The sequence below is a fragment of the Methylobacterium planeticum genome (assembly GCF_008806345.1).
Classification (GTDB): Bacteria; Pseudomonadota; Alphaproteobacteria; order Rhizobiales; family Beijerinckiaceae; genus Methylobacterium; species Methylobacterium planeticum.
The window spans coordinates 52,783-74,695 of the sequence record NZ_VZZJ01000003.1; the positions used below are offsets into that span (position 1 = coordinate 52,783).

Sequence of the window (21,913 nt, forward strand, 5' to 3'; positions counted from 1 at the left end):
GCGCTCGCATCGCGGCCGGACGGCCCGGGGTCACGCTGCCACGGGATCTGCCGCCATGCCCACCGAAGCCCGCCGCGCCGAGTTCGCCCGGAAGGCCCTTGCGAGTCACGCCCGGGCCCACACGCAAGCCCATGCCACGTTGCGCCGCTGGCCCTCCGTCCGGGCCGGGGACGACATCGCCGAGTGCGACATCGTCGATCTCATCACCGACCTGCTGCTCCTGGCCCGGCTGCGCGGGCACGACCCCGCCAGCATCGTCAGCAAGGCCGAGCGCCACGTCTACGCCGAGACCGGCCGCCGTTACGGGCCGTAGGCGCCGCCGAGGGGCCGCCCCGCGCGCCGATGTGCGGCGCGGCACCACGAAACCAACGAGCCTGTGCGACGAAACATTTGCGCAAACACCGTTCGCTACACGTCACGCGAAGTGACCGGACGAAGCGGAGGCAGCCCAGATGACCGTTGCAGTTCAGGCCCATCGCCTCGTCGTCGTGGTGGTCGCGCTCGCCTTCGCGGTGGCCCCGATCGCCAACCCGCTGCTCCTCGGCCTCGTCCTCATCCTCGGCGGCACCGTCGCGGCCTACCGGGGCGCCAGCGACCTCGTGGCGATCGCCCGCGACGGCGAGGTGGTGTTCCGCCACTACATCTGAGCGGATGCGGCCGACCTTCGCCGCGTCCGCGGACGAGGTTTGAGATCCGGGTCGCGACGGGGGGCCGGGCCGGCGCCCCTCCCCGCGCGGGCCTCAGAAGAAGATCGGCCGGGCGCTCGCCGCGTGCTCGCCGAGCACGCTGCCGGTCGCGGGGTCGACCTCCTTCAACACGACATCGTAGCCCCAGAGGTCGGCGAGGTGCTGCAGCACCCGCTTGGCGTCGTCCTTCTGCAGGGTGATGCGGTTCAGCGCCCTGTGGTGCAGGATCAGGCGGCGGTCGCCCTCGAGGTCGACGTCGATCACCTCGATATCGGGGTCGAGCCAGGCCACGTCGTACTGCCGGGCGAAGGAGCGGCGCATCTTCCGGTAGCCGCGCTCGTCGTGGATCGCCTCGACCCGCAGCTCGGGCTCCTCGGGATCGTCGACGACGTGGAACAGGCGCAGGTCCCGCATCAGCTTCGGGCTGAGGAACTGCGCGATGAAGCTCTCGTCCCGGTAATTCGCCCAGATGTCGCGCAGGACCGCCATGGCGTCGCCGGTGCCGGCGATCTCGGGGAACCACTGGCGGTCCTCCGCGGTCGGCAGCTCCACGATGCGGGCGATGTCCTGCATCATGGCGAAGCCGATCGCGTAGGGGTTGTGGCCGCCATAGGAGCGGTCGTCGTAGTTCGGCTGGCGGATGACGTTGGTGTGCGATTGCAGGAACTCGAGATAGGCCGCCTCGCCGATCAGGCCCTTCTCGGACAGCGCGTTCATGATCCGGTAGTGGCTGTAGGTGGCGCAGCCCTCGTTCATCACCTTGGTCTGGCGCTGCGGGTAGAAGTACTGGGCCACGAGGCGGACGATGCGCAGGATCTCGCGCTGCCAGGGGCGCAGGCGCGGGGCGGCCTTCTCCAGGAAGTAGAGGATGTTCTCCTGCGGCAGTTCGAGGAGGGCGCGGCGGCGCTCGGCCGCGAGGTCCGGCCGGGCCCCCGCCGCCTTCTGCGGCAGGGTGCGCCAGAGGTCGTTGTAGATCTGCTCGCCGTGCTGCTCGCGCTCGCGCTCGCGGCGCTGCTCGGAGGCGAGGTCGGGCCGCTTCTTCCGGGGATAGCGGTGGACGCCCTGGCTCATCAGGGCGTGGGCGGCGTCCAGCACCTGCTCCACGGCCTGGTGCCCGTACCGCTCCTCGCAGCGCGAGATGTAGCTCTTGGCGAAGTCGAGATAGTCGAGGATGCCCTCGGCATCGGTCCATTGCCGGAACAGGTAGTTGTTCTTGAAGAAGTGGTTGTGGCCGAAGGCGGCGTGCGCGATCACGAGGGTCTGCATCGTCGCCGTGTTCTCCTCCATCACGTAGGAGATGCACGGGTCGGAGTTGATCACGATCTCGTAGGCCAGCCCCATCAGGCCGCGGCGATAGCCCGCCTCGTGCTGGGCGAAGTGCTTGCCGAAGGACCAGTGCTTGTAGAACAGCGGCATGCCGATCGACGCGTAGGCGTCGAGCATCTGCTCGGCCGTGATGATCTCGATCTGGTTCGGATACCAGGACAGGCCGAGCTCGGGCCCGGCGATCGCCTCGCAGGCGTCGTGGATGCGCCGGATCGTGTCGAAGTCCCAGTCGTTGCCGGTGAACAGCGGCTTGACCGACCCGGAGATGGTCTGGGGCTTCGTGCGGCTCAGGCTGCCGACCATGAAAACCGTCCTTTTCCTTGGACCCCTGCCCCCTCGGGAGGGGCGCATCTCGTCAGGGCGGGCGGCGGCGCCCGCCCCCAGGCGGCCTCAGCCCTCCGCGCTCGCCTGCGCGTCCTTGCGGCCGAACAATTCGCGGAAGACGGGGTAGATCTCGCGGCGGTGGTTGACCTTCCGCATCGCGATGGCCCCCCCCGACTTGGCGATGCCCTCGTAGGTCCGCCACAGGGTGGTGCGGTGCTCGACGAAGCCGGCGCGCGGGCCGTTCTCGTCGCCGACCTCCAGGTAGGCGAAGTGCTGGCACGCCGGCAGGATGTGGCTGCGCAGCAATTCCGTCGAGGTCGGCCCGTCGCTCGAGACGTTGTCGCCGTCCGAGGCCTGGGCCGCGTAGATGTTCCAGTCGTCGGGCGAGTAGCGCTCGGCGATGACGCGCTTCATCTCGACGAGGGCCGAGGAGACCAGGGTGCCGCCGGTCTCGCGGGAGCCGAAGAAGGTCTCCTCGTCGACCTCGGTCGCCCGGTCGGTGTGGCGGATGAACACGATCTCCACGTGCCGGTAGCGGCGCGTGAGGAAGATGTGCAGCAGGATGTAGAACCGCTTGGCGAGGTCCTTCATGTGCTCGGTCATCGAGCCCGAGACGTCCATCAGGCAGAACATCACCGCCTGGGCCACCGGCCTCGGATAGGGCTCGAAGCGGCGGTAGCGCAGGTCGATCGGGTCGACATAGGGGATGCGCTTCGAGCGCTCGCGCAGCATCTCGAGGGCGAGGAGCAGGTCCGACAGGGCAGGATCGCCCGGCCGCGCCTCGGCGATGCGGGCCTCGAGGGCCGCGATCTCGTCCGGCTTCGGCCGCTTGAGGGCGATGCGCCGCGACATCGAGTTGCGGAGCGTGCGGGTCAGGGCGAGGTTGGCGGGGGAGCCCGTCACCGTGTAGCCGGCGCGGCGCAGCCCCTCGGTCTCGACCACGGCGAGGCGGCGCTTGGCGAGGTCGGGCAGCTCGAGATCCTCGAGGAACAGCTCGAGGAACTCCTCCCGGGTCAGGACGAAGCGAAAGGCATCCTCGCTGTTCTCCCCGCCCTCGCCGCCCTCGCCCGAGCCGCTGCCGCCCCCGCCGCCCGACGGGCGCTCGATGCGGTCGCCCTCCACGTAGGTCTTGTTGCCGGGCAGGATGTGGTCCTGCAGGCCGGTGCCGGACTGGCGCGAGAAGCGGGGCTCGCGCACCCCGTCCGCCGGCACCGAGACGCGCCCGTCCTTGCCGAGGTCCTTGATGTCCTTCTCACGGGCGGATTCACGCACCGCGCGCTGGGCCACATCCTTGACCCGGCGCAGGAAGCGCTGCCGATTGGCGAGGCTCTTGCCGCCTGGATTGAGCCGACGGTCGACGATGTGCATCCGGTCTCTTCGCCTTCGCCCTCAAGTCTCGACCGGTTCAGTATTCCCGGCCGATCGCCCGAAACTGTGGCGGCGGAGGGTCCAAAACCGTTCCCCCGGAGCGGGGGAGGCTCACCCCGCCTGCTTCACCCGCATGTACCACTCGACGAGGCGGCGCACCTGCCGCTCGGTGTAGCCGCGATCGACCATCCGCTCCACGAACTCGCCGTGCTTCTTCTCGGTCTCGCCATCCTTCTTGGAACCAAAGGAGATGACGGGCAGCAGTTCCTCGACCTGGCTGAACATGCGCCGCTCGATCACCTCGCGCAGCTTCTCGTAGCTGGTCCAGCTCGGGTTGCGGCCCCCGTGCTGGGCCCGGGAGCGGAGCGCGAACTTCACGACCTCGTTGCGGAAATCCTTGGGGTTCGCGATGCCGGCCGGCTTCTCGATCTTGGTCAGTTCCTGGTTCAACAACTCGCGATTGAGGAGCTGCCCGGTCTCGGAATCCTTGAAGTCCTGATCCTCGATCCAGGCGTCCGCGTAGTCGATGTAGCGGTCGAACAGGTTCTGCCCGTAATCGTGGTAGGATTCGAGGTAGGCCTTCTGGATCTCGTGGCCGATGAACTCGGCGTAGCGGGGCGCGAGCTCCGTCTTGATGAACTCGAGGTAGCGCTTCTCGGTCTCCGGCGGCAGCTGCTCGCGGCGGAGGGCCTGCTCCAGCACGTACATCAGGTGGACGGGGTCCGCCGAGACCTCGGTGGTGTCGTGGTTGAAGGTCGCCGCCATCACCTTGAAGGCGAAGCGGGTCGAGATCCCGTCCATGCCCTCGTCGACGCCGGCGGTGTCCTTGTACTCCTGCATCGAGCGGGCGCGGGGATCGACCTCGCGCAGGGACTCGCCGTCATAGACCCGCATCTTGGAGAACAGGTTCGAGTTCGCGTGCTCGCGCAGGCGCGACAGGACCGAGAACCGGGCCAGCATCTCCAGCGTGCCGGGGGCGCAGGCGGCACGCGCCAGCTCCGAGCCCGAGACCAGCTTCTCGTAGATGCGCTGCTCCTCCGTGACCCGGAGGCAGTAGGGCACCTTGATGACGTAGATTCGGTCGATGAAGGCTTCGTTGTTCTTGTTGGTCTTGAAGGTCTGCCACTCGGCCTCGTTCGAGTGGGCGAGGATCACGCCCGTGAACGGGATCGCGCCGATATTCTCGGTGCCGACGTAGTTGCCCTCCTGCGTCGCCGTGAGCAGCGGGTGCAGCATCTTGATGGGCGCCTTGAACATCTCGACGAATTCGAGGATGCCCTGGTTCGCCCGGTTCAGGCCGCCCGAGTAGGAATAGGCGTCGGGATCGGCCTGGGACAGGGTCTCGAGGCGGCGGATGTCGACCTTGCCGACGAGGCTCGAGATGTCCTGGTTGTTCTCGTCGCCGGGCTCGGTCTTGGCGATGCCGATCTGGCGCAGGCGCGAGGGCCGCACCTTGATCACCGTGAACTTCGCGATGTCGCCGTTGAACTCGTCGAGGCGCTTGAGCGCCCAGGGGCTCATCAGCCCGGTGAGGCGGCGGCGCGGGATGCCGTAGCGGCTCTGGATCTCCTCGCCCATGATCTCGGGGTCGAACAGGCCGAGGGGGCTCTCGAAGACCGGCGAGATCTCGTTGCCGGCCTTGAGCACGTAGATGGGGTGGACCTCCATCAGGGCCTTGAGGCGCTCGGCGAGCGACGACTTGCCGCCGCCGACGGGTCCGAGCAGGTAGAGGATCTGCTTGCGCTCCTCGAGCCCCTGCGCGGCGTGGCGGAAGAACGAGACGATGCGCTCGATCGTCTCCTCCATGCCGTAGAACTCGGAGAAGGCCGGGTAGGTCCGGATCGTCCGGTTCATGAACACGCGGCCGAGGCGGGCGTCCTTCGAGGTGTCGACGAATTCCGGCTTGCCGATGGCGTCGAGGATGCGCTCGGCCGCGCTCGCATACATCAGCGGCTCGTCGCGGCAGGCGTCGAGGAACTCGGATAGGCTCATCTCCGTGTCGCGCCGAGCCTCGTACCCTCGGGCAAAGCTCTGAAACAGGTCGTTCGTCGACTGCAATGGCATTCGATAACCCCTTCCACGACGGAGACAGCTTCATCCTGTCTCGCCTCGGATGCAACTGACAGGCCCGCTTTTGTCGCAGTGCGGTCAACACGCCGTTCCGCCGTGTGATGCGTGCAACAGGTCCGCCAACCACATTCGCGGTTCCGAGCCCTGTCCATCAGGGTTCGGAACTGTTGACCGTGCCGTTTTCGGCGCCGCTCAAGCTCTGAGAGCCCGAAAAACTGTGCACGGCCGCGGCGTCACCGCCTCAAATCAGAGGTCCGTCGCGTCCTTCTTGCCGTCCCCGTCCTTCTTGGCCGGCGCCGCCCCGACCGTGATCTTGATGTTCTGGGTCTGAACTTGGCCATCGGAGTTCTTGATCTCGAACGTCACCTCGTCGGTGCCGGTGAATCCGTCCTTGCTCTGGTAGAACAAACCCTGCACCGCGACCTCCTTGTTGGGGCAGCGATAGCTCGCCGGTGTCTTCTGCTTCCCGACCTTGTTGATGGTCGCGCCGTTCTTCGGCGCCACGGAGATGCGGATCTCCGGCATCGGCCCGGCCGAGCAATCCTTCTTCAGGTTCGGCACGATCGCGAGGCGCACAGACTTGCCGCTCGCGGCGGTCTCGCTCTTCGTGATGGTGGTCTGCGCCAAGGTCGGCGCGGCCGCGAGAAGGCTGCCGGCAACGAGCGCGACGAGCGGGCGGACGGCTGTCATGAAGCGGGTCTCCTGGCCCAGGCGACCTCCCGCCGGCCTCCGGCGGACTGGATCGCTGGCTGACCCGATGTGGGGATCGCGAGCGTCGCCGTCGAGGGCCGCCTGCCTATTCCTGAAGCACCGCCGCCACCGCCCCGGTGATCCGGGCGATCTGGGCGGCGTTGAACTCGCCCGACAGCACCATGGCGAGCTTGCGCTCGATCCGCTCCCGCTCGCCGATATCCGAGATCGGCGTCGCCGGGATGTCGGCCTCCTTGAGGCGGCAGGCCTTGCGGATGCTCTCGGCGGCCTGGAGAAGGGCTTCCCGGTCGGTCGGCCCCATGTCCCAGAGGGGGTTGCGCAGGCGGCTGATCACCCGCCGGGCGTCCCGGTACTCCCGGTCGACGCTGGTCAGGGCCTCGATCTGGCTGACGAGGAACATCAGCTCCAGCACCTCGGCAGCGGCGTCCGGGCAGATCCGGACGATCCGCATCACGCGGCTGATCAGCTCCTGGGTGGGCGACATCGGCTGGCGGGGCGCGCTCATGCGCCGGTAACGCCGATCCCACCGCAAAGTTCGATCGGCCCGGACGCGAATCGTTCCAGGGGCAACCTGAAAAGGCGGAACGCCCGCAAGGGCTTGCGGGGGGAGGCGTCGCGGGGTCAGCCCTCGGGCGGGCCCCGCAGGGCCGCGAGGGCGTTGCGGCAGGCGTAGAGCTCGGCGAGGGCCGCCTCGATCGCGGCGCGCCCCGTCTCGGCCAGGAACTCCCCCGGCTCGGACAGGCCGGCCCCGCCCTCGGCCTCCGATTCCTGGGCGGGGGGCGCGGCGACGTCCGCCTCCCCGCGCCCGACCGCCTGCACGAAGCGCACGCCGCTCTCCTTGAGGATGCGCTGGGCGCCCTTGATGGTGTAGCCCTGGCCGTGGAGCAGGTGGCGCACGCCGCGCAGGAGGTCGATGTCCTCGGGGCGGTAGTAGCGGCGCCCGCCCGCCCGCTTCACCGGGCGGATCTGCGAGAACCGCGTCTCCCAGAAGCGCAGGACGTGCTGGGGCACGTCGAGGTCCTCGGCCACCTCGCTGATGGTGCGGAAGGCGCCCGGGCGCTTCTCGGGGCCGGCGCGGTCGTCCTCGGGCGGGCCATCGTTCGTGGCTGCGAGCGACATGGTCGGGCCCTTCTCGAGGCGCCCCGGCAGCGGCGGCCGGGGGCTGGACGGAATTCGGGACGCCGGGGCCTAGGGGGGCGGCCCGGCCGACCCGGCGGACGGCTCAATCGTCGGAATCGTCGTGGGGGCCGGCCCCGTTCAGGCCGTTGATGCGGGCCTTGAGCACGTTCGAAGGCTTGAACACCATGACCTGCCGGGGCTCGATCGCCACCTCGACGCCGGTCTTCGGGTTGCGGCCGACCCGCTTGCCCTTGCTGCGCACCACGAAGGAGCCGAACGAGGACAGCTTCACGGTCTCGCCCTGCGACAGGCAGGCACAGATCTCGGACAGCACGGTCTCGACGAGGGCCGCGGATTCCGTGCGCGAGAGACCGACCTGCTGGTAGACGGCCTCGCTCAGATCGGCGCGTGTGACCGTCTTCCCTGACATGCGTTTGCCCCCTCGGCGATTCGACGTTTGCGACGTATCTCTATGATCCGCCACGCTAATCCGCGTTCAAGCCGGGGTCAACCGCGGGTCCCGACATGGTTTCGGGAAAATGTCAGGGCTCGAGTCCGGCGCCTCACCAGCGGATCAGGGCGGCGCCCCAGGTGAAGCCGCCGCCGATCGCCTCGATCATCACGAGGTCGCCGTCCCGGATCCGGCCGTCCTTGCGGGCGACGTCGAGGGCCAGCGGGATCGAGGCCGCCGAGGTGTTGCCGTGCCGGTCGACGGTGAGCACCACCTTCTCGCGGGCGATGCCGAGCTTGTCGGCGGAGGCCTCGATGATGCGGCGGTTGGCCTGGTGCGGCACGAACCAGTCGAGCTCCTCGGCGCTGGTGCCGGAGAGCCGGAAGGCATCCGCGATCACGTCCGTGACGGAGCCCACCGCGAAGCGGAACACCTCCTTGCCGGTCATGCGCAGGTGGCCGGTGGTGCCGGTCGAGCCCGGCCCGCCATCGACGTAGAGCTTGTCCCGGTGGCGGCCGTCCGAGCGCAGGCTCGCGTTGAGCACGCCGCGGTCGTCCCGGGTGCCGGCGGATTCCCGCGCCTCCAGCACGATGGCGCCGGCACCGTCCCCGAACAGCACGCAGGTGGTCCGGTCCTCCCAGTCGAGGATGCGCGAGAAGGTCTCGGCGCCGACCACGAGGGCGCGCCGGGCCGAGCCCGTGGTCAGGAACTTGTCGGCGGTGGCGACCCCGTAGACGAAGCCGGCGCAGACCGCCTGCAGATCGAAGGCGGCGCCCTGGTGGATGCCGAGCCCGGCCTGGATCTGGGTCGCCGTCGACGGGAAGGTGTGGTCGGGGGTCGAGGTGGCGCAGATGACGAGGTCGATGTCCTCGGGCCCGAGCCGCGCATCCTCGAGGGCCGCCCGGCAGGCGCGGATGCCCAGCACCGAAGTGGTCTCGGTCTCGTCCGCGAGGTGGCGCTGGCGGATGCCGGTGCGCTGCACGATCCAGGCGTCCGAGGTCTCGACGCGCCGGGCGAGGTCGTCGTTCGTCACGACCCGGGCGGGCAGGCTGGAGCCGCAGCCGACGACGACGGAACGCAGGGCTACCATGGTGGATCCTTCCCCCGCGGGCCTCAGGCCGTGACCACGGCGGGCGTCTGGTCGAGCATGTCGCGGATCGTCCGCATCAGGTCGTGTCGGGCCATGTCGTGGGCAAGGTCGATCGCCGCCGCGAAGCCCTGGGCGTTCTCCGAGCCGTGGCTCTTGATGACGATGCCCTCGAGGCCGAGGAAGACGCCGCCATTCGCGCGGCTCGGGTTCATCTTCTCGCGCAGGGCCTCGAAGGCCTGACGGGCGAAGAAGTAGCCGATCTTGGCCGACAGGGTCCGGCTCATCGCCGAGCGCAGGTAGGCGGCGATCTGCTTGGCGGTGCCCTCGGCGGTCTTGAGCGCGATGTTGCCGGTGAAGCCCTCGGTGACCACCACGTCGGTGGTGCCGCGGCCGAGATCCGTGCCCTCGACGAAGCCGTGATAGGCGAAGTTCGGTAGTTCCATCTCGCGCAGCAGCCGGGCGGCTTCCTTCACCGCCTCGTTGCCCTTCATCTCCTCGGTGCCGACATTGAGGAGCCCGACGGTCGGCCGGTCGAGGTCGAACACGATGCGGGCCATGGCGGCGCCCATCACCGCCATCTCGACGAGGTGCTCGGCATCCGTGCCGATGGTGGCGCCGACATCGAGCACCACGCTCTCGCCCCGCACCGTCGGCCACAGGCAGGCGATGGCCGGGCGCTCGATGCCCGACATGGTCTTGAGGCAGATCTTCGACATCGCCATCAGGGCGCCGGTGTTGCCGGCCGAGACCGCCGCGTCGGCATGGCCGTCGCGCACGGCCTGGATCGCCTGCCACATCGAGGACTTGCCGCGGCCCTGGCGCACCGCCTGGCTCGGCTTGTCGTCCATGGCGATGGAGATCGTGGTGTGGCGGATCTCGACGGCGCCCTCGAGGCGCGGCTCGGCGGCGACGAGGGGCGTCAGGATCGCCTCGTCGCCGAACATCAGGAAGGTCATGCCGGGATGGCGCTCGCGCGCGAGCGCCGCGCCCGGCACGACGGTCGACGGCCCGTGGTCGCCGCCCATGGCGTCGAGCGAGATGCACACCCGTTGAGACATTCTGTTCGCGTCGCGGCCTCTGAGCGAAGGGCTGCCGGCCCGCGGCCCAGAATGGTGCGTGGACCCCCGCCCGGCGGGGCGGAAAATAGCGATCCAGGCCCGCCGGGCAAACGAAATCTGAGGATGCGGCGCTGGGAGCCCCTGTCAGGCCTCGTCGGAGCGCAGGCGCTTGAGGGCGTCGAAGGGCCGGATGTCCTCCCCGGCCTGGGCCGGCTCGAAGGCGATGCCGGGCTTGCGCGGATAGGGATCGAGGCCGAGGGCCAGGAACTCGGCGGTGAGCGTGCCGAAGTCGATCCGGCCGCTGACGATCGGGTCCGGCACGTCGACATCCTCCGCATCCGTGCCGGCTAAGGCGTCGGTGTTCGTGAACGTCACCTCGACGGGTTCGGACACCTTGGCCTCGAAGGGCTCGAGGCTCACGGTGCAGACCTGCGTCACGATCGCCTCGACCGTGCCGGTGACGAGGAGCCTGTTGAGGGAGCCCGAGAGGTCGAAGCGGCCGACGAGGTCGCGGATCGCCGGGATGCGGAAATCCCGGGCCAGGGCGTCGCACTCGGCCTGGCTCGCCTCCACGGTGACGACGCCGCGCCCCTGGGCCAGGCGCTCCACGTTCATGGGCCGCGAGAGCGGGCCGATGCTGGCATCCCGGGTCATGCGCCATCTCCATATTGGGCCGGATCGGGGAAGGTCGGGCCGAGGCTGAGCAGGGCGTCGAGGTCGCTGTCCGCGAGCGCCGCGTCGCTCGCCACCACATAGGCGGCAAGGCCCGCGGCCGCATCGGGCTCCTCCCGCCCGAGGACGTTGCGGGCGAGGGCCGCCGCGAGGGCCGCCCGGTCGCCCGCATCCAGGGCGGCCTCGTAGCCGCTGGCGCGGCCGTAGAAGGCGGAGCCGAGCTTCTTCATGCGCTTGGGCACCCCGAAATCGCCGACCCCGAGCTCGCGCAGGGAGGCGTCGAGCTGCTGGAAGACCGAGTTGACGAGGTCCTGAGCCACGTCCGAGGCCGGCGCGGGAAGCCGCTTCAGGCGCCGCAGCGTCAGGATGACGTGCAGGCACAGGCCCTCGAAGCGCCCCTCGACGCTGTCCGGCACGCCGAGCGCGGTGTAGAGCGCGGGCTGGCGCGAGGCCGCGTTGATGCGCAGGTGCAGCGCCTCGACGGTGCGGCGGCGCGTATCGCTGCGGCGGAAGAATCGGCCGATCATGCTGTCCCCGCCGGCTCATCGCGCGAGCCCTGTGCGTCCTGCCCCGGGTGTGGCCGTGCTTGCCTTGTCAAAACCATAACCCCGCGGTACGGCAACCCACGGCCAAGGTGCAAGCGCCCCCGCGGCGCTCCCGACCGGGTGCCGCAAACGCGTCTGCTTTCGCAACAAGATCAAGGGGGGCCGATGTCGCGCCGTCTCGTCTCGTCGCTCGCTCGTCTCGCCGTGATCGGCCTCGTCGGCGTCGGCATGTCCGGCTGCATCGGCGAAGACCTGCGCCATGGCTATCAGATCGACCAGGCGGCCCTCGCCACGGTGAAGCCGGGCATGAGCGCCGAGCAGGTGCTGCAGATCCTCGGCACGCCCTCGACGGTCTCCACGGTCGGCAACAAGTCCTGGTACTACATCACCCAGAACACGCGCCGCACGGTGCTGTTCCTCGGTGAGCAGGTCGAGGACCAGAAGGTGACGGCGGTGTATTTCAGCGCCGGCTTCAAGGTCGAGCGCGTCGCCCTCTACGGCCTGCAGGACGGCAAGGTCTTCGACTTCATCGAGCGCACCACGCCCACCAGCGGCGCCGACCGCGCCTTCCTGAGCCAGCTCTTCCGCGGCCTGACCCGCTACGAGCCCTTCGGCTCCGGCCAGAGCAACGTGCCGGGCGCCAACCGCGGCATGTGAGGCGGATCCGGGCGGCTCCCGGGAGCCGCCCCCTCGCACGCTCCCGTCAGATGGTCTCGCGCAGGCCGACGCCCGGGGCCTGTGCGGGTGAGGCGCCGAGCGCGGCGGCGACGATCTCGGCCGGATCGGCGAAAAGGTGGTCCGGCTTGAGCGCCGCCAGGGCGTCCGCGCGGGTGTAGCCCCAGGCCACCGCGCCGAAGCCGCAGCCGACCTCGGCCGCCGCCTCGGCGTCGCGGATCTCGTCGCCGATGCTGAGCACCGCGCCCGGCGCCACGCCGCTGCGTCGGATCACCGCGCGCAGGCGCCGGGCCTTGCCGAAGAGCGCCGCGCCGCAGGCGTAATCCTCGATCCGGCCGGCATTGCGGGCGCCGAGCCCCTGCCGGATGTTGGCCTCCGTGTTCGAGCTGACCACCGCGAGGCGGACGCCCCCCGCCTCCAGGCCGTCGAGCATCGCGTCGATGCCGGGGAACAGGCGCAGGCCCGCGATGTCGCGGGCCGCGAGGGCGTGCATGTGCCGGGCGATGGCGGGCAGCTTCCAGCGCGGCACGCCGAGATGCGCGATGATGGCGCGGGCCCCGAGCCCGCGCAGCGCCTCGGTCTCGTGCTCGGCGACGCGGCGGAAGCGGTAGCGGTCGGCCACGTCGTTGATGACGCCGCAGAACCACGGGAAGGTGTCGGCGAGGGTCCCGTCGAAATCCAGGATGACGAGGCGGTAGCGCGGCGGCGCGCCGGGGCTGTTCGCGGGACCGGTCATGCTGTGTGGGCGCTGCGCCCTAGAAGCGCAGGTTCGCCACGGGCACGCGCAGGCGCATCACCAGGCCCTCGGGCGCCCAGTCGTGCTCGAGGGTGCCGTCGAGCTGCCCCGCGACGCTGCGCTCCGCCAGCACCGTGCCGAAGCCGCGGCGCGAGGGGGCCTGCGTGATCCGCGGGCCGCCGGCCTCGGCCCAGGTCAGGTCGTAATGCGCGCCGTCGCTGCGGCCGACCAGGAGCACGCGCCCGGTCTCGCTCGAGAGGCCGCCATATTTCACCGCGTTCGTGGCCTGCTCGTGCATGATGAGGGCGAGCGACGTGGCGGTCCGCTCGCCGATCGGGGTGTCGTCGCCCTCGACCACGACCCGCTCGCGGCCGTCCTGCGCGTAGGCCGCCATGATCAGGCGCATCAGGCCCAGCACGGTCTGCCCCTTCACCGCGGGGGCGCTCGCGGGGGAGTGCGGGCGAACGTATTCGTGGGCCTGGGCCAGGGCGCCGAGGCGCTCGCGGAAGGCCTCCGCGAAGCTGCGGGCGGCCGGATCGCTGCGGGCGGTGAGGGCCGCGATGCCGCCGACCACCGCGAAGATGTTCTTGATGCGGTGCGACAGCTCGCGGATCAGCAGGTCGCGCGCCTCCTCGGCGCGCTTGCTCTCCCGCAGGTCGCGGGTCACCGTGGCGTAGCCCGCCGGCGCGCCGGTGGCGTCGCGCACGGGAAAGATGTTGTAGAGCACCGCGATCGGCTCGCCGGTGGCGAAATGCCGGAAGGCGAGCTCGCCCTCCCACCAGCCGTCCCGGCGCACGGTCGGCAGCACCACCTCGTTGACGATGCGCTGGCTCGCCGGGGTGAAGTAGTCGGCGATCACGGTCTCGCGCGCCGCGGCGAGGTCGGGCAGGCCGACGAGCCGCAGCGCCGCCTCGTTGAGGTGGACGGTCTGCTCGGTCTCGTCGGTGATGCCGATGAAGTCCTTCGAGGTTTCGACCACGGCGGCGAGCTTGCGCGCCTCGGCCTCCGCCCGCTTCAGGTCCTCGATGTCGGTGCAGGTGCCGAACCAGCGCTCGATGCGGCCCTCGGCGTCGCGGATCGGCATGGCCCGCCCGAGGGTCCAGCGGTAGACGCCGGTGTGGTGGCGCAGGCGGTACTCGACCTCGTAGGGCTCGCCCGTGGCGAGGCTGTGCCGCCAGCGCGCCCAGGCCCGCGCCTGGTCGTCCGGGTGGAACATGCCGTTCCAACCCTCGCCGTCGGTGGAGCCGTGGGGCACGCCGGTGAACGCGTACCAGCGGTCGTTGTAATAGTCGTGGTAGCCGTCGGGCAGCGTGGTCCAGACCATCTGCGGCATCGCGGAGGTCATCACCCGGAAGCGCCGCTCGCTGGCCTCGATCTCGGCCTCGCGGATCGCGATATGGTCGAGGTTGCGCCGATACTCGAGGAGGCTCGAGAGCTGGCGCGCCAGCGCCGTCAGGGTCGCGGCCTGCGCCCCGGTGAGCCCATCGGGGCGCGCGAGCCTGTCGATCACGCAGAGGGAGCCGAGGGGGATGCCCGCCGCGCTCCGGATCACCGCGCCCGCGTAGAAGCGGATGCGCGGCTCCCCCGTCACCAGGGGATTGGCCGCCGTGCGCGGGTCGGCGGTTAAGTCGGGGATGATCAGCACCTCCTCCTGCAAGAGGGCGTAGGCGCAGATCGACTGGTCGAGGGGGGTCTCCGTGCAGCCGAAGCCGATCTCGGCCTTGAACCATTGCCGGGTCTCGTCGACGAAACTGACGAGGGCGACCGGCGTCGCGCAGACGAGCGCCGCGATCCGGGCGAGGTCGTCGTAGGCGGGGTCCGGCCGGCTGTCGAGAATCCCGAGGTCGCGCAGCTCAGCGAGCCGCTCCGCCTCGGTCCATCTCAGCTTCGAAGGTGCGCCAGGCGCGGTCGGTTCCAAACAGGGCTGCTCCTCGGGCACCCGCAATCACATAGGCGCGGCGCTGGCCACAGCCTAGGGGCGGGAGCACGGACCGCCTCGAATATGTGCAGGTGGGGCGGCACCCACGCCGATCGGGGCCGATGCCGGGGCCGACCCCGGCACCGGCGCCCGGGCGGTCAGGCGGCCTTCGCGTCGGCGAGGGTCGGATAGTCGACGTAGCCCTCCGGGCCCTGGCTGTACCAGGTCCTGGCCACGTCCTTGTTCAGGGGCGCGTCCGCGGCGATGCGCTCGATCAGGTCGGGGTTGGCCAGGAAGGTGCGCCCGAAGGCGATCGCGTCGGCGTCGCCGGCATCGAGCGCGGCCTGGGCGCTGCGGCCGTCGTAATCCGAGTTCAGGATCAGGGGCCCGCCGAAGGCCTTCTTCATCGCGGGCGCCACCGGCGGGTGAGTGGCCTTGCCGAAGGTGCCGTCGGGGCCGGGCTCGCGCAGCTCCAGGAAGGCGATGCCGATGCGCCCGAGCGCCTCGGCCGCCGCGCCGAACAGGGCGTTCGGATCGGAATCGTCGACGCCCTGGATGGCGCCGTTCGGCGACAGACGCACGCCGGTGCGATCCTTGCCGGCGACCTTCGCGACCACCTCGGTCACCTCGGTCAGGAGGCGGATGCGGTTCTCGACCGGCCCGCCATAGGCGTCCGTGCGCCGGTTCGGGCCGTCGCGCAGGAACTGGTCGATCAGGTAGCCGTTCGCCGCGTGGATCTGGACGCCGTCGAAGCCCGCCGCGAGGGCGTTGCGGGCCGCGCGCTCGTAGTCGGCGAGCAGCCGCGGGATCTCCTCGACCGGGAGGGCGCGCGCCTCGGCATAGGGCTTCTTGCCCGCGTAGGTATGCGCCGCGTCGGGCGCCGTGGTGGCGGAGGACGAGACCGGCTTGCCGCCGCCGAGGAAGTCGGGGTGGACGATCCGGCCCATGTGCCAGAGCTGGCAGACGATGCGCCCGCCCGCCTCGTGCACGGCCTTGACCACGGGCTTCCAGGCCGCGACCTGCTCGTCCGACCAGATGCCCGGCGCGTAGGGCCAGCCGAGACCTTCCTGGCTGATGCCGGTCGCCTCGGAGAGGATCAGGCCGGCGCCGGCGCGCTGCGCGTAGTACTCGGCCATGATCGGGGTCGGGACATGCGCGCGGCTGGCGCGGCCGCGGGTGAGCGGCGCCATGAAGATGCGGTTCGGCGCCTCGATGGCGCCGATGCGGATCGGATCGAACAGTGAGGGCATGGAGTCTCTCGTCAGGGCAGGACGGCGCCGCACGACGGGCGCGGGCCGATCATCCGTGACCGGGGTCACGCGGTGAGCCGTTACGTGGTTGCCGCGTCCCCGGCTGCCAGGGCACGTGTGCATGTGCGGGTGCGGCTGCGCACACCCCGGAGGCGGCCCGCCAGACGCCGGGCCCTGTCAGGTGCGGGCGACCGCGATCGTGCTGCCATCCATCAGCGTGAAGCGGATGCCGGCTCGCCGAAGGGCCGCGATCGCCATGCGGCGGCTGTGCGCGGCCGCGGTCTCGATATTCTCCTCGAGCCGCCGGATCGTCGAGAAGGAGAGCCCGCTCGCCTTCGCGAAATCCATCATCGACCAGTCGAGGAGCGCGCGGGCCGCCCGCAGGTGCCAGCCGGCGACCGCGGATTCCAGCCCTTCGGCGAGCACGCCCCCGGCCGGTCCGATCGGCATCCGCTCCGGGCCGGTGAAGCCGGCCCAGGCATCGATCGTGCCCGTCGCGTCGAGGATCGGGGCGAAGGTGCCGCGGTAGCGCACGCGATCGCCGTTCCCGAGGATCTGCGTGTAAAGGTAGGTGAAGGGCCGGACATCCGCCCAGGACTGGAGAAGTGGCCCCTTCCAGTAGCCGTGCTCCTCCGCCGGGATCGCGCAGAGCCAGTCGTCGTGAAACTCTTCCAGCCGCCTGCCCGTCAGCTCCAGCAGCTCGGGTGGGTACGGATCGAACGGGTTCATCGGGATGTGCGCGAAGTAGGCGCCCGTCTCCCGGAACAGGCTCCTGCGGCGGCGCCTCTCGACCGTGCGCGCGAGCCCGATCCGCTCGCGGTCGGTGATGTCGATGACGAGCCCGGCCGCACCGATCGGGCGTCCGTCCGGCGCGTGGTAGGTTTCGCTGTGGCCGAGAAGCGTGCGCTCCGCCCCGTCCCGGGGGATCAAGCGGAAGCGCTGATCGCTCAGGATCCCCTCGCGCATCGCCGCGAAGGCACGTGCGACGGCGTCTCTGTCGCCCGGATGGACGGCGGCGAGGAATGCCTCCCCGCTCGGCCGCACGGTGCCAAGCTCGAGGCCGAGGAGGCGGTGGACGCCCGGCGACCAGACCAGGGCGCCAGTCGCAAAGGTCCAGCCCCAGTTCCCCGTCAGCCCGAAGCTCTCGACCCGGTGCAGCATCTCGCGCGAGGAGAATGCCAGGCGCGCCGCACTCGCAAGCGAGCCAGAATACGATTCGCAACTTTTAATTGTATTGGGGCTTTCTCGCCGAGACAGGAAGCCGTCGTTCCTGTCATTCATGCGGAACGCCTGCTCCGCGGCAGATCTCGCACATCGCTCCGCGCATCATTCGCTACCTGACATTGCCAAGACCGGCTGCCGTGAAGCTCCTGTACCTCACAGGACTCCGTCAGCGCATCGCGATACCTTTCGCGCAGCCCGCTCGCACGGCCGGATACGCTGGAAGTAGCTTTCGCAGGAGCTTGGATTCAAACGGGCGAACATGCAATCCGCCGCTTGGCGCGCGTCGGCGCGGCGGCTGGATCGGAGCAGCGACAAAAAGCGCGCCCGCCTGCGGCGGGCGCGCTTCGGGCTTCCGGAGGGACGCTCAGCTGTGGGCGAGGACCGCGAGCAGCAGCAGGGCGATGATGTTGGTGATCTTGATCGCCGGGTTCACGGCGGGGCCCGCCGTGTCCTTGTAGGGGTCGCCGACGGTGTCGCCGGTCACGGCCGCCTTGTGGGCGTCCGAGCCCTTGCCGCCGTAGTGGCCGTCCTCGATGTACTTCTTCGCGTTGTCCCAGGCGCCGCCGCCCGAGGTCATCGAGATGGCGACGTAGAGCCCCGTGATGATGACGCCGAGGAGCATCGCCCCGACGGTGGCGAAGGCCTGGCTCTTGCCCGCGATCGCCTGGATCACGAAGAACAGCACGATCGGCGAGAGCACGGGCAGCAGCGAGGGCACCACCATCTCCTTGATGGCGGCCCGGGTCAGCATGTCGACGGCGCGGCCGTAATCGGGCCGGTCCGTGCCCTGCATGATGCCGGGCTTCTCGCGGAACTGGCGGCGGACCTCCTCCACCACGGCGCCGGCGGCGCGCCCGACCGCCGTCATGGCGATGCCGCTGAACAGGTAGGGGATGAGGCCGCCGAGCAGCAGGCCGACCACCACGTAGGGGTTGGAGAGGGAGAAATCGATCGAGAGCCCCTGGTAGAACCGGTACTGGGTCGGGCTCGCGTTCTGGATGAAGTAGTTCAGGTCCGAGGTGTAGGCCGCGAACAGCACCAGGGCACCGAGGCCCGCCGAGCCGATGGCGTAGCCCTTGGTCACCGCCTTGGTGGTGTTGCCGACGGCATCGAGGGCGTCCGTCGACTTGCGCACCTCCGGCGGAAGCCCCGCCATCTCGGCGATGCCGCCGGCATTGTCGGTGACCGGCCCGAAGGCGTCGAGGGCGACGACGAAGCCCGCCAGCGCCAGCATCGCGGTGACCGCGATGGCGATGCCGAACAGGCCCGCGAGCGCGTAGGTGGCGATGATGCCGCCGACGATGACGAGGGCGGGCAGGGCCGTCGACTCGAGGGAGATCGCCAGTCCCTGGATCACGTTGGTGCCGTGGCCGGTCACGGAAGCGTCCGCGATCGACTTCACCGGGCGATAGTTGGTGCCGGTGTAGTACTCGGTGATCACGACGATCATCGCGGTGATCACGAGGCCGATCACCGCGCAGCCGAGGAGGCCGCCCGAGGTGAAGCTGACGCCCGTGGTGGTCTTGAACTCGGTGGCGAGGCCGCCGAACAGGGCGAAGTTCACCGCCGCGATGGCGCCGACCGAGAGCACGCCGGCGGCGATCAGCCCCTTGTAGAGGGCGCCCATGATCGACTGGTTGGCCCCGAGCCGCACCGCGTAGGTGCCGGCGATCGAGGTGAGGATGCAGGCCGAGCCGATGGCCAGCGGGTAGAGCATCATCGCCTCGAGGACGTTGCGGCCGCCGATGTCGGTCTGGCCGGCGAAGAAGATCGCGGCGAGCACCATGGTGGCCACGACCGTGACCGCGTAGGTCTCGAACAGGTCGGCCGCCATGCCGGCGCAGTCGCCGACATTGTCGCCGACGTTGTCCGCGATGGTGGCGGGGTTGCGCGGGTCGTCCTCCGGGATCCCGGCCTCGACCTTGCCGACGAGGTCGCCGCCGACATCCGCGCCCTTGGTGAAGATGCCGCCGCCGAGGCGGGCGAAGATCGAGATCAGCGAGGCGCCGAAGCCGAGCGCCACGAGGGCGTCGATGACCTCGCGGCTCGCGGGCGCGAGGCCGGCGAAGCGGGTCAGGTAGGTGTAGTAGAGGGCGACGCCGAGCAGCGCGAGCCCGGCCACCAGCATGCCGGTGACGGCGCCGGACTTGAACGCGACCTCGAGGCCGCCGCCGAGCGACGTCGAGGCGGCCTGGGCGGTGCGCACGTTGGCCCGCACCGAGACGTTCATGCCGATGAATCCGGCCGTGCCCGAGAGCACCGCGCCGATGAGGAAGCCGATGGCGACCTTGATCCCGAGGAAATAGGCGAGCGCCACGAACAGGATGACGCCGACGATCCCGATGGTGGCGTATTGACGGCGCAGATACGCCTGCGCGCCCTCGGCGATCGCCCCCGCGATCTCCTGCATGCGCTGGGTCCCGGCGTCGCGTTTCATCACGTCGTTGATCGTGACGATTCCGTAGGCGACGGCGCAGAGCCCGCCCAGGATGATCAGCAGCAATGCGGTCATTCTACCGTCCTTGGTTCTGGTGCCTGGCGTTGGGCTTTTGTTACCGGGCTTGGCCGGGACGGCCATGGGACGAAGGCCCGGTCTGTGCACTCCTCCCCGGAAGTGTGCGTCCTGATTGCCAAACTTCACGGCCAAGCGCAAACACCGCGTACCATTGCGAACATCCTGCATTGCTGCAATGCAGCATGCGACGAGTATCCGCGCCGCCGGGCCGGCACGCAACTCTGCATGTGCGCAATAGAGTTGCCGCCCCGGAATGTCCGGGACCTCCGTGCCGGCAAACCGCGCGCCACCGCGCCATCGCGGGGAAAAATGGTCTAGGACGGGCCCGCTTCGAAGCGCGGAGACCGACCCCATGAGCAGCGACCAAGTCGCCAAGCTGGCTGCCACGATCGAGGTTCTGACGAGCGCGGTCCAGTTCCTCGTCGCCGAGCGCCTGAACGATCAGCCGCCGGAAATGCGGCCCGAGCTTCTCCGTGTGCTGCAGCGCGCGTTCTCGGCGCCGCCGAAGCGCGACGAGCCCCCGATGGGCCGGCCGGCTCTGACGCAGGCGGACCTCGCCCTCTGGATGCCGATCGTGGCGCAGCGCCTGATGGACGACGTGCGGGTGCAGCTCGGCCTGCCGCCCGAGAGCGTGGCGCATATCGGCGGCAACGGGAGCCTCGGACCCACCGATCCCGCCCGCTGAGGCGCCGCCTCAGAAGTGGCTGAAGGCGCCGGCCGCGAAGCTGCGGCTCGCCCCCTCCCCGTCCCGGAAGACCGGCGCGCCGGCATCCGCCTCGACGCTGCCGATCACCGCGAGCGGGACCCCTGCCGCCAGCGCCTCGCCCCGGAAGGCATCGAGATGGTCCGGCGCGACGGTGCAGACGATCTCGTAGTCGTCGCCTCCGGTCAGCGCGGTGCCGAGGAGGTCGGGCGCGGCCGCGACGGCGCGCGCGGCCGCCGGCGACAGGGGGATGTCGGCGAGGTCGACGGTGGCGCCGCGGCCGGCGCCCCTCAGCATCTTGGCGAGGTCGCCGACGAGACCGTCCGAGACGTCCATCGCGGCGCTGGCGTAGCGGCGGAGCGTCGCCGCCAGGGCGAGGCGCGGGCGCGGATGCAGGTAGCGGTCGCGCAGGTGATCCCGCTCGGCCTCGCCGAGGCCGGCGACCCAGGCCGCGTCCGGCGCGAGGCGCAGGGCGAGGCCGAGCGCCGCGTCGCCGATCGTGCCGGTGACGCAGATACGGTCGCCGATCCGCGCGGTCGGGCGCCGGACCATGGTGCCTGCCGGCACCTCGCCGAGCGCCGTGACCCCGAGAAGCGCGGGCCCGGCCGCCCGGACGGTGTCGCCGCCGAGGAGCGGGCAGCCGAAGGCCTCCGCGGCCTCCCGGAGTCCGTCCGTGAGACCGGCGAGCCAGGGCTCCGTCCAGTCCGGAGGAAGCGCCAGGGTGAGGAGGTAGCCGCGGGGCCGCGCACCCTTGGCGGCGAGGTCCGAGAGGTTCACCCCGAGCGCCTTGCGGGCGATCGAGGCGGGCGGATCCTCGGGGAAATAGTGGACGCCCGCCACGATCGCGTCCGCCGTGAGGACGAGGTCGTGGCCGGGGCTCGGGGTCAGAGTTGCGGCATCGTCCCGGAGACCGTCGGCGCCGGGACCGGCGAGCGGCGCGAAGTAGCGTGCGATCAGGGCGTCCTCGGTCAGGCGCCCGCTCTCCGCAGCCGCGCTCACCCCCGCTTGGTGTCCGGCAGGGCCAGTTCGGAGGGGCGCACCTCGCGCGCGACCTTGTCGAGGACGGCGTTGACGAGGCCCGGCTCTTCGCCGGTGTAGAAGCTGTGGGCGACGTCGACATATTCCGAGATCGCCGAGCGGGCCGGTACGTCGCGGCGGAACATCAGCTCGTAGGCCCCCGCCCGCAGAATGGCGCGCAGCACCGCCTCCAGGCGCTTGAGGGGCCAGCCCTGCGACAGGGCGCGGTCCACCTGCGGGTCGATGGCGCGCTGCTCCTCGACGGCGCCGCGCAGGAGATCGCGGAAGAAGGCCGCGTCCGCCGCCGGATGGGCGACGCCGTCGATCTCCTGGCCGATCCAGAAGGCCTCGAACTCGGCCAGCGCGTCGAGGACGCCCTTGCCGGAGATCTCCATCTCGTAGAGGGCCTGCACCACCGCGAGGCGTGCGCCGGTGCGCTCGTTGACCTTGCTCAT

Annotated in this window: 22 protein-coding genes; 4 read left to right on the top strand and 18 right to left on the bottom strand. The window is 70.4% G+C overall.

Features of this window, described 5'->3' with window-relative positions; all coding sequences use genetic code 11:
• The first annotated feature begins 55 nt into the window (after nt 1-55).
• Together F6X51_RS03990 and F6X51_RS03995 are read left to right on the top strand one after the other, a co-directional pair.
• A complete protein-coding gene (locus tag F6X51_RS03990) occupies nt 56-313 on the top strand; it encodes a hypothetical protein (RefSeq protein ID WP_150961933.1) in 258 nt (85 codons plus the stop codon).
• Between the two features lie 139 nt (nt 314-452).
• Nucleotides 453-647: a hypothetical protein gene (locus tag F6X51_RS03995; RefSeq protein WP_150961934.1), complete on the top strand. Its 195-nt coding sequence runs from the start codon at nt 453-455 to the stop codon at nt 645-647.
• A gap of 93 nt (nt 648-740) precedes the next feature.
• Here the strand turns inward: F6X51_RS03995 and F6X51_RS04000 are convergent, their stop codons facing one another.
• The 11 genes from F6X51_RS04000 to F6X51_RS04050 all read right to left on the bottom strand — a co-directional run bounded on the left by F6X51_RS04000 (nt 741) and on the right by F6X51_RS04050 (nt 11,402).
• Nucleotides 741-2,315 (bottom strand): SpoVR family protein, encoded by a 1,575-nt coding sequence (locus F6X51_RS04000; protein ID WP_150961935.1) that lies wholly within the window; start codon nt 2,313-2,315, stop codon nt 741-743.
• An 87-nt stretch (nt 2,316-2,402) separates the two neighbouring features.
• Entirely contained in the window at nt 2,403-3,704 is a 1,302-nt protein-coding gene (locus F6X51_RS04005; protein WP_150961936.1) for a YeaH/YhbH family protein, read from the bottom strand.
• A gap of 111 nt (nt 3,705-3,815) precedes the next feature.
• Nucleotides 3,816-5,768: a PrkA family serine protein kinase gene (locus F6X51_RS04010; RefSeq protein ID WP_150961937.1), complete on the bottom strand. Its 1,953-nt coding sequence runs from the start codon at nt 5,766-5,768 to the stop codon at nt 3,816-3,818.
• Between the two features lie 252 nt (nt 5,769-6,020).
• Nucleotides 6,021-6,464, bottom strand: a complete 444-nt coding sequence (locus tag F6X51_RS04015) for a 4-aminobutyrate aminotransferase (protein WP_150961938.1) — start codon at nt 6,462-6,464, stop codon at nt 6,021-6,023.
• Nucleotides 6,465-6,570: 106 nt separating this feature from the next.
• Nucleotides 6,571-6,990: a hypothetical protein gene (locus F6X51_RS04020; protein WP_150961939.1), complete on the bottom strand. Its 420-nt coding sequence runs from the start codon at nt 6,988-6,990 to the stop codon at nt 6,571-6,573.
• Nucleotides 6,991-7,106: 116 nt separating this feature from the next.
• Nucleotides 7,107-7,604, bottom strand: coding sequence for a MerR family transcriptional regulator (locus tag F6X51_RS04025; protein WP_150961940.1), 498 nt, complete (start codon nt 7,602-7,604; stop codon nt 7,107-7,109).
• Between the two features lie 103 nt (nt 7,605-7,707).
• Nucleotides 7,708-8,034 carry an integration host factor subunit alpha gene (locus F6X51_RS04030; RefSeq protein WP_150961941.1) on the bottom strand — a complete coding sequence of 109 codons (327 nt, stop codon included), beginning with the start codon at nt 8,032-8,034 and terminating at the stop codon, nt 7,708-7,710.
• 133 nt (nt 8,035-8,167) lie between these two features.
• Nucleotides 8,168-9,145, bottom strand: a complete 978-nt coding sequence (locus F6X51_RS04035) for a beta-ketoacyl-ACP synthase III (RefSeq protein ID WP_150961942.1) — start codon at nt 9,143-9,145, stop codon at nt 8,168-8,170.
• A 23-nt stretch (nt 9,146-9,168) separates the two neighbouring features.
• Nucleotides 9,169-10,203 (bottom strand): phosphate acyltransferase PlsX, encoded by a 1,035-nt coding sequence (gene plsX / locus F6X51_RS04040; RefSeq protein WP_150961943.1) that lies wholly within the window; start codon nt 10,201-10,203, stop codon nt 9,169-9,171.
• Between the two features lie 144 nt (nt 10,204-10,347).
• Nucleotides 10,348-10,857, bottom strand: coding sequence for a YceD family protein (locus tag F6X51_RS04045; protein WP_150961944.1), 510 nt, complete (start codon nt 10,855-10,857; stop codon nt 10,348-10,350).
• Entirely contained in the window at nt 10,854-11,402 is a 549-nt protein-coding gene (locus F6X51_RS04050) for a ubiquinol-cytochrome C chaperone family protein (RefSeq protein WP_150961945.1), read from the bottom strand. The genes F6X51_RS04045 and F6X51_RS04050 overlap by 4 nt, the downstream gene beginning before the upstream one ends.
• Before the next feature lie 183 nt (nt 11,403-11,585).
• Here F6X51_RS04050 and F6X51_RS04055 point away from each other — a divergent pair, with 183 nt between their 5' ends.
• A complete protein-coding gene (locus F6X51_RS04055) occupies nt 11,586-12,077 on the top strand; it encodes an outer membrane protein assembly factor BamE (protein ID WP_150961946.1) in 492 nt (163 codons plus the stop codon).
• A 46-nt stretch (nt 12,078-12,123) separates the two neighbouring features.
• Here F6X51_RS04055 and F6X51_RS04060 read toward each other — a convergent pair whose 3' ends face one another.
• The 5 genes from F6X51_RS04060 to F6X51_RS04080 all read right to left on the bottom strand — a co-directional run bounded on the left by F6X51_RS04060 (nt 12,124) and on the right by F6X51_RS04080 (nt 19,735).
• Entirely contained in the window at nt 12,124-12,831 is a 708-nt protein-coding gene (locus F6X51_RS04060) for an HAD hydrolase-like protein (RefSeq protein WP_150961947.1), read from the bottom strand.
• A 19-nt stretch (nt 12,832-12,850) separates the two neighbouring features.
• A complete protein-coding gene (locus F6X51_RS04065) occupies nt 12,851-14,749 on the bottom strand; it encodes a PAS domain S-box protein (RefSeq protein ID WP_191970007.1) in 1,899 nt (632 codons plus the stop codon).
• A 158-nt stretch (nt 14,750-14,907) separates the two neighbouring features.
• Nucleotides 14,908-15,999 (bottom strand): alkene reductase, encoded by a 1,092-nt coding sequence (locus tag F6X51_RS04070; RefSeq protein ID WP_150961948.1) that lies wholly within the window; start codon nt 15,997-15,999, stop codon nt 14,908-14,910.
• Between the two features lie 177 nt (nt 16,000-16,176).
• On the bottom strand, nt 16,177-17,160 hold the full coding sequence (locus F6X51_RS04075; RefSeq protein ID WP_191970008.1) for a PAS domain-containing protein: 984 nt from the start codon (nt 17,158-17,160) through the stop codon (nt 16,177-16,179).
• Between the two features lie 427 nt (nt 17,161-17,587).
• On the bottom strand, nt 17,588-19,735 hold the full coding sequence (locus F6X51_RS04080) for a sodium-translocating pyrophosphatase (protein ID WP_150961950.1): 2,148 nt from the start codon (nt 19,733-19,735) through the stop codon (nt 17,588-17,590).
• 355 nt (nt 19,736-20,090) lie between these two features.
• Between F6X51_RS04080 and F6X51_RS04085 the strand changes: the two genes are divergently transcribed.
• Nucleotides 20,091-20,423, top strand: a complete 333-nt coding sequence (locus F6X51_RS04085; protein ID WP_150961951.1) for a hypothetical protein — start codon at nt 20,091-20,093, stop codon at nt 20,421-20,423.
• Nucleotides 20,424-20,432: 9 nt separating this feature from the next.
• Here F6X51_RS04085 and thiL read toward each other — a convergent pair whose 3' ends face one another.
• Entirely contained in the window at nt 20,433-21,440 is a 1,008-nt protein-coding gene (gene thiL / locus F6X51_RS04090) for a thiamine-phosphate kinase (RefSeq protein ID WP_246696616.1), read from the bottom strand.
• Nucleotides 21,437-21,913, bottom strand: a complete 477-nt coding sequence (gene nusB, locus F6X51_RS04095; RefSeq protein WP_150961952.1) for a transcription antitermination factor NusB — start codon at nt 21,911-21,913, stop codon at nt 21,437-21,439. The genes thiL and nusB overlap by 4 nt, the downstream gene beginning before the upstream one ends.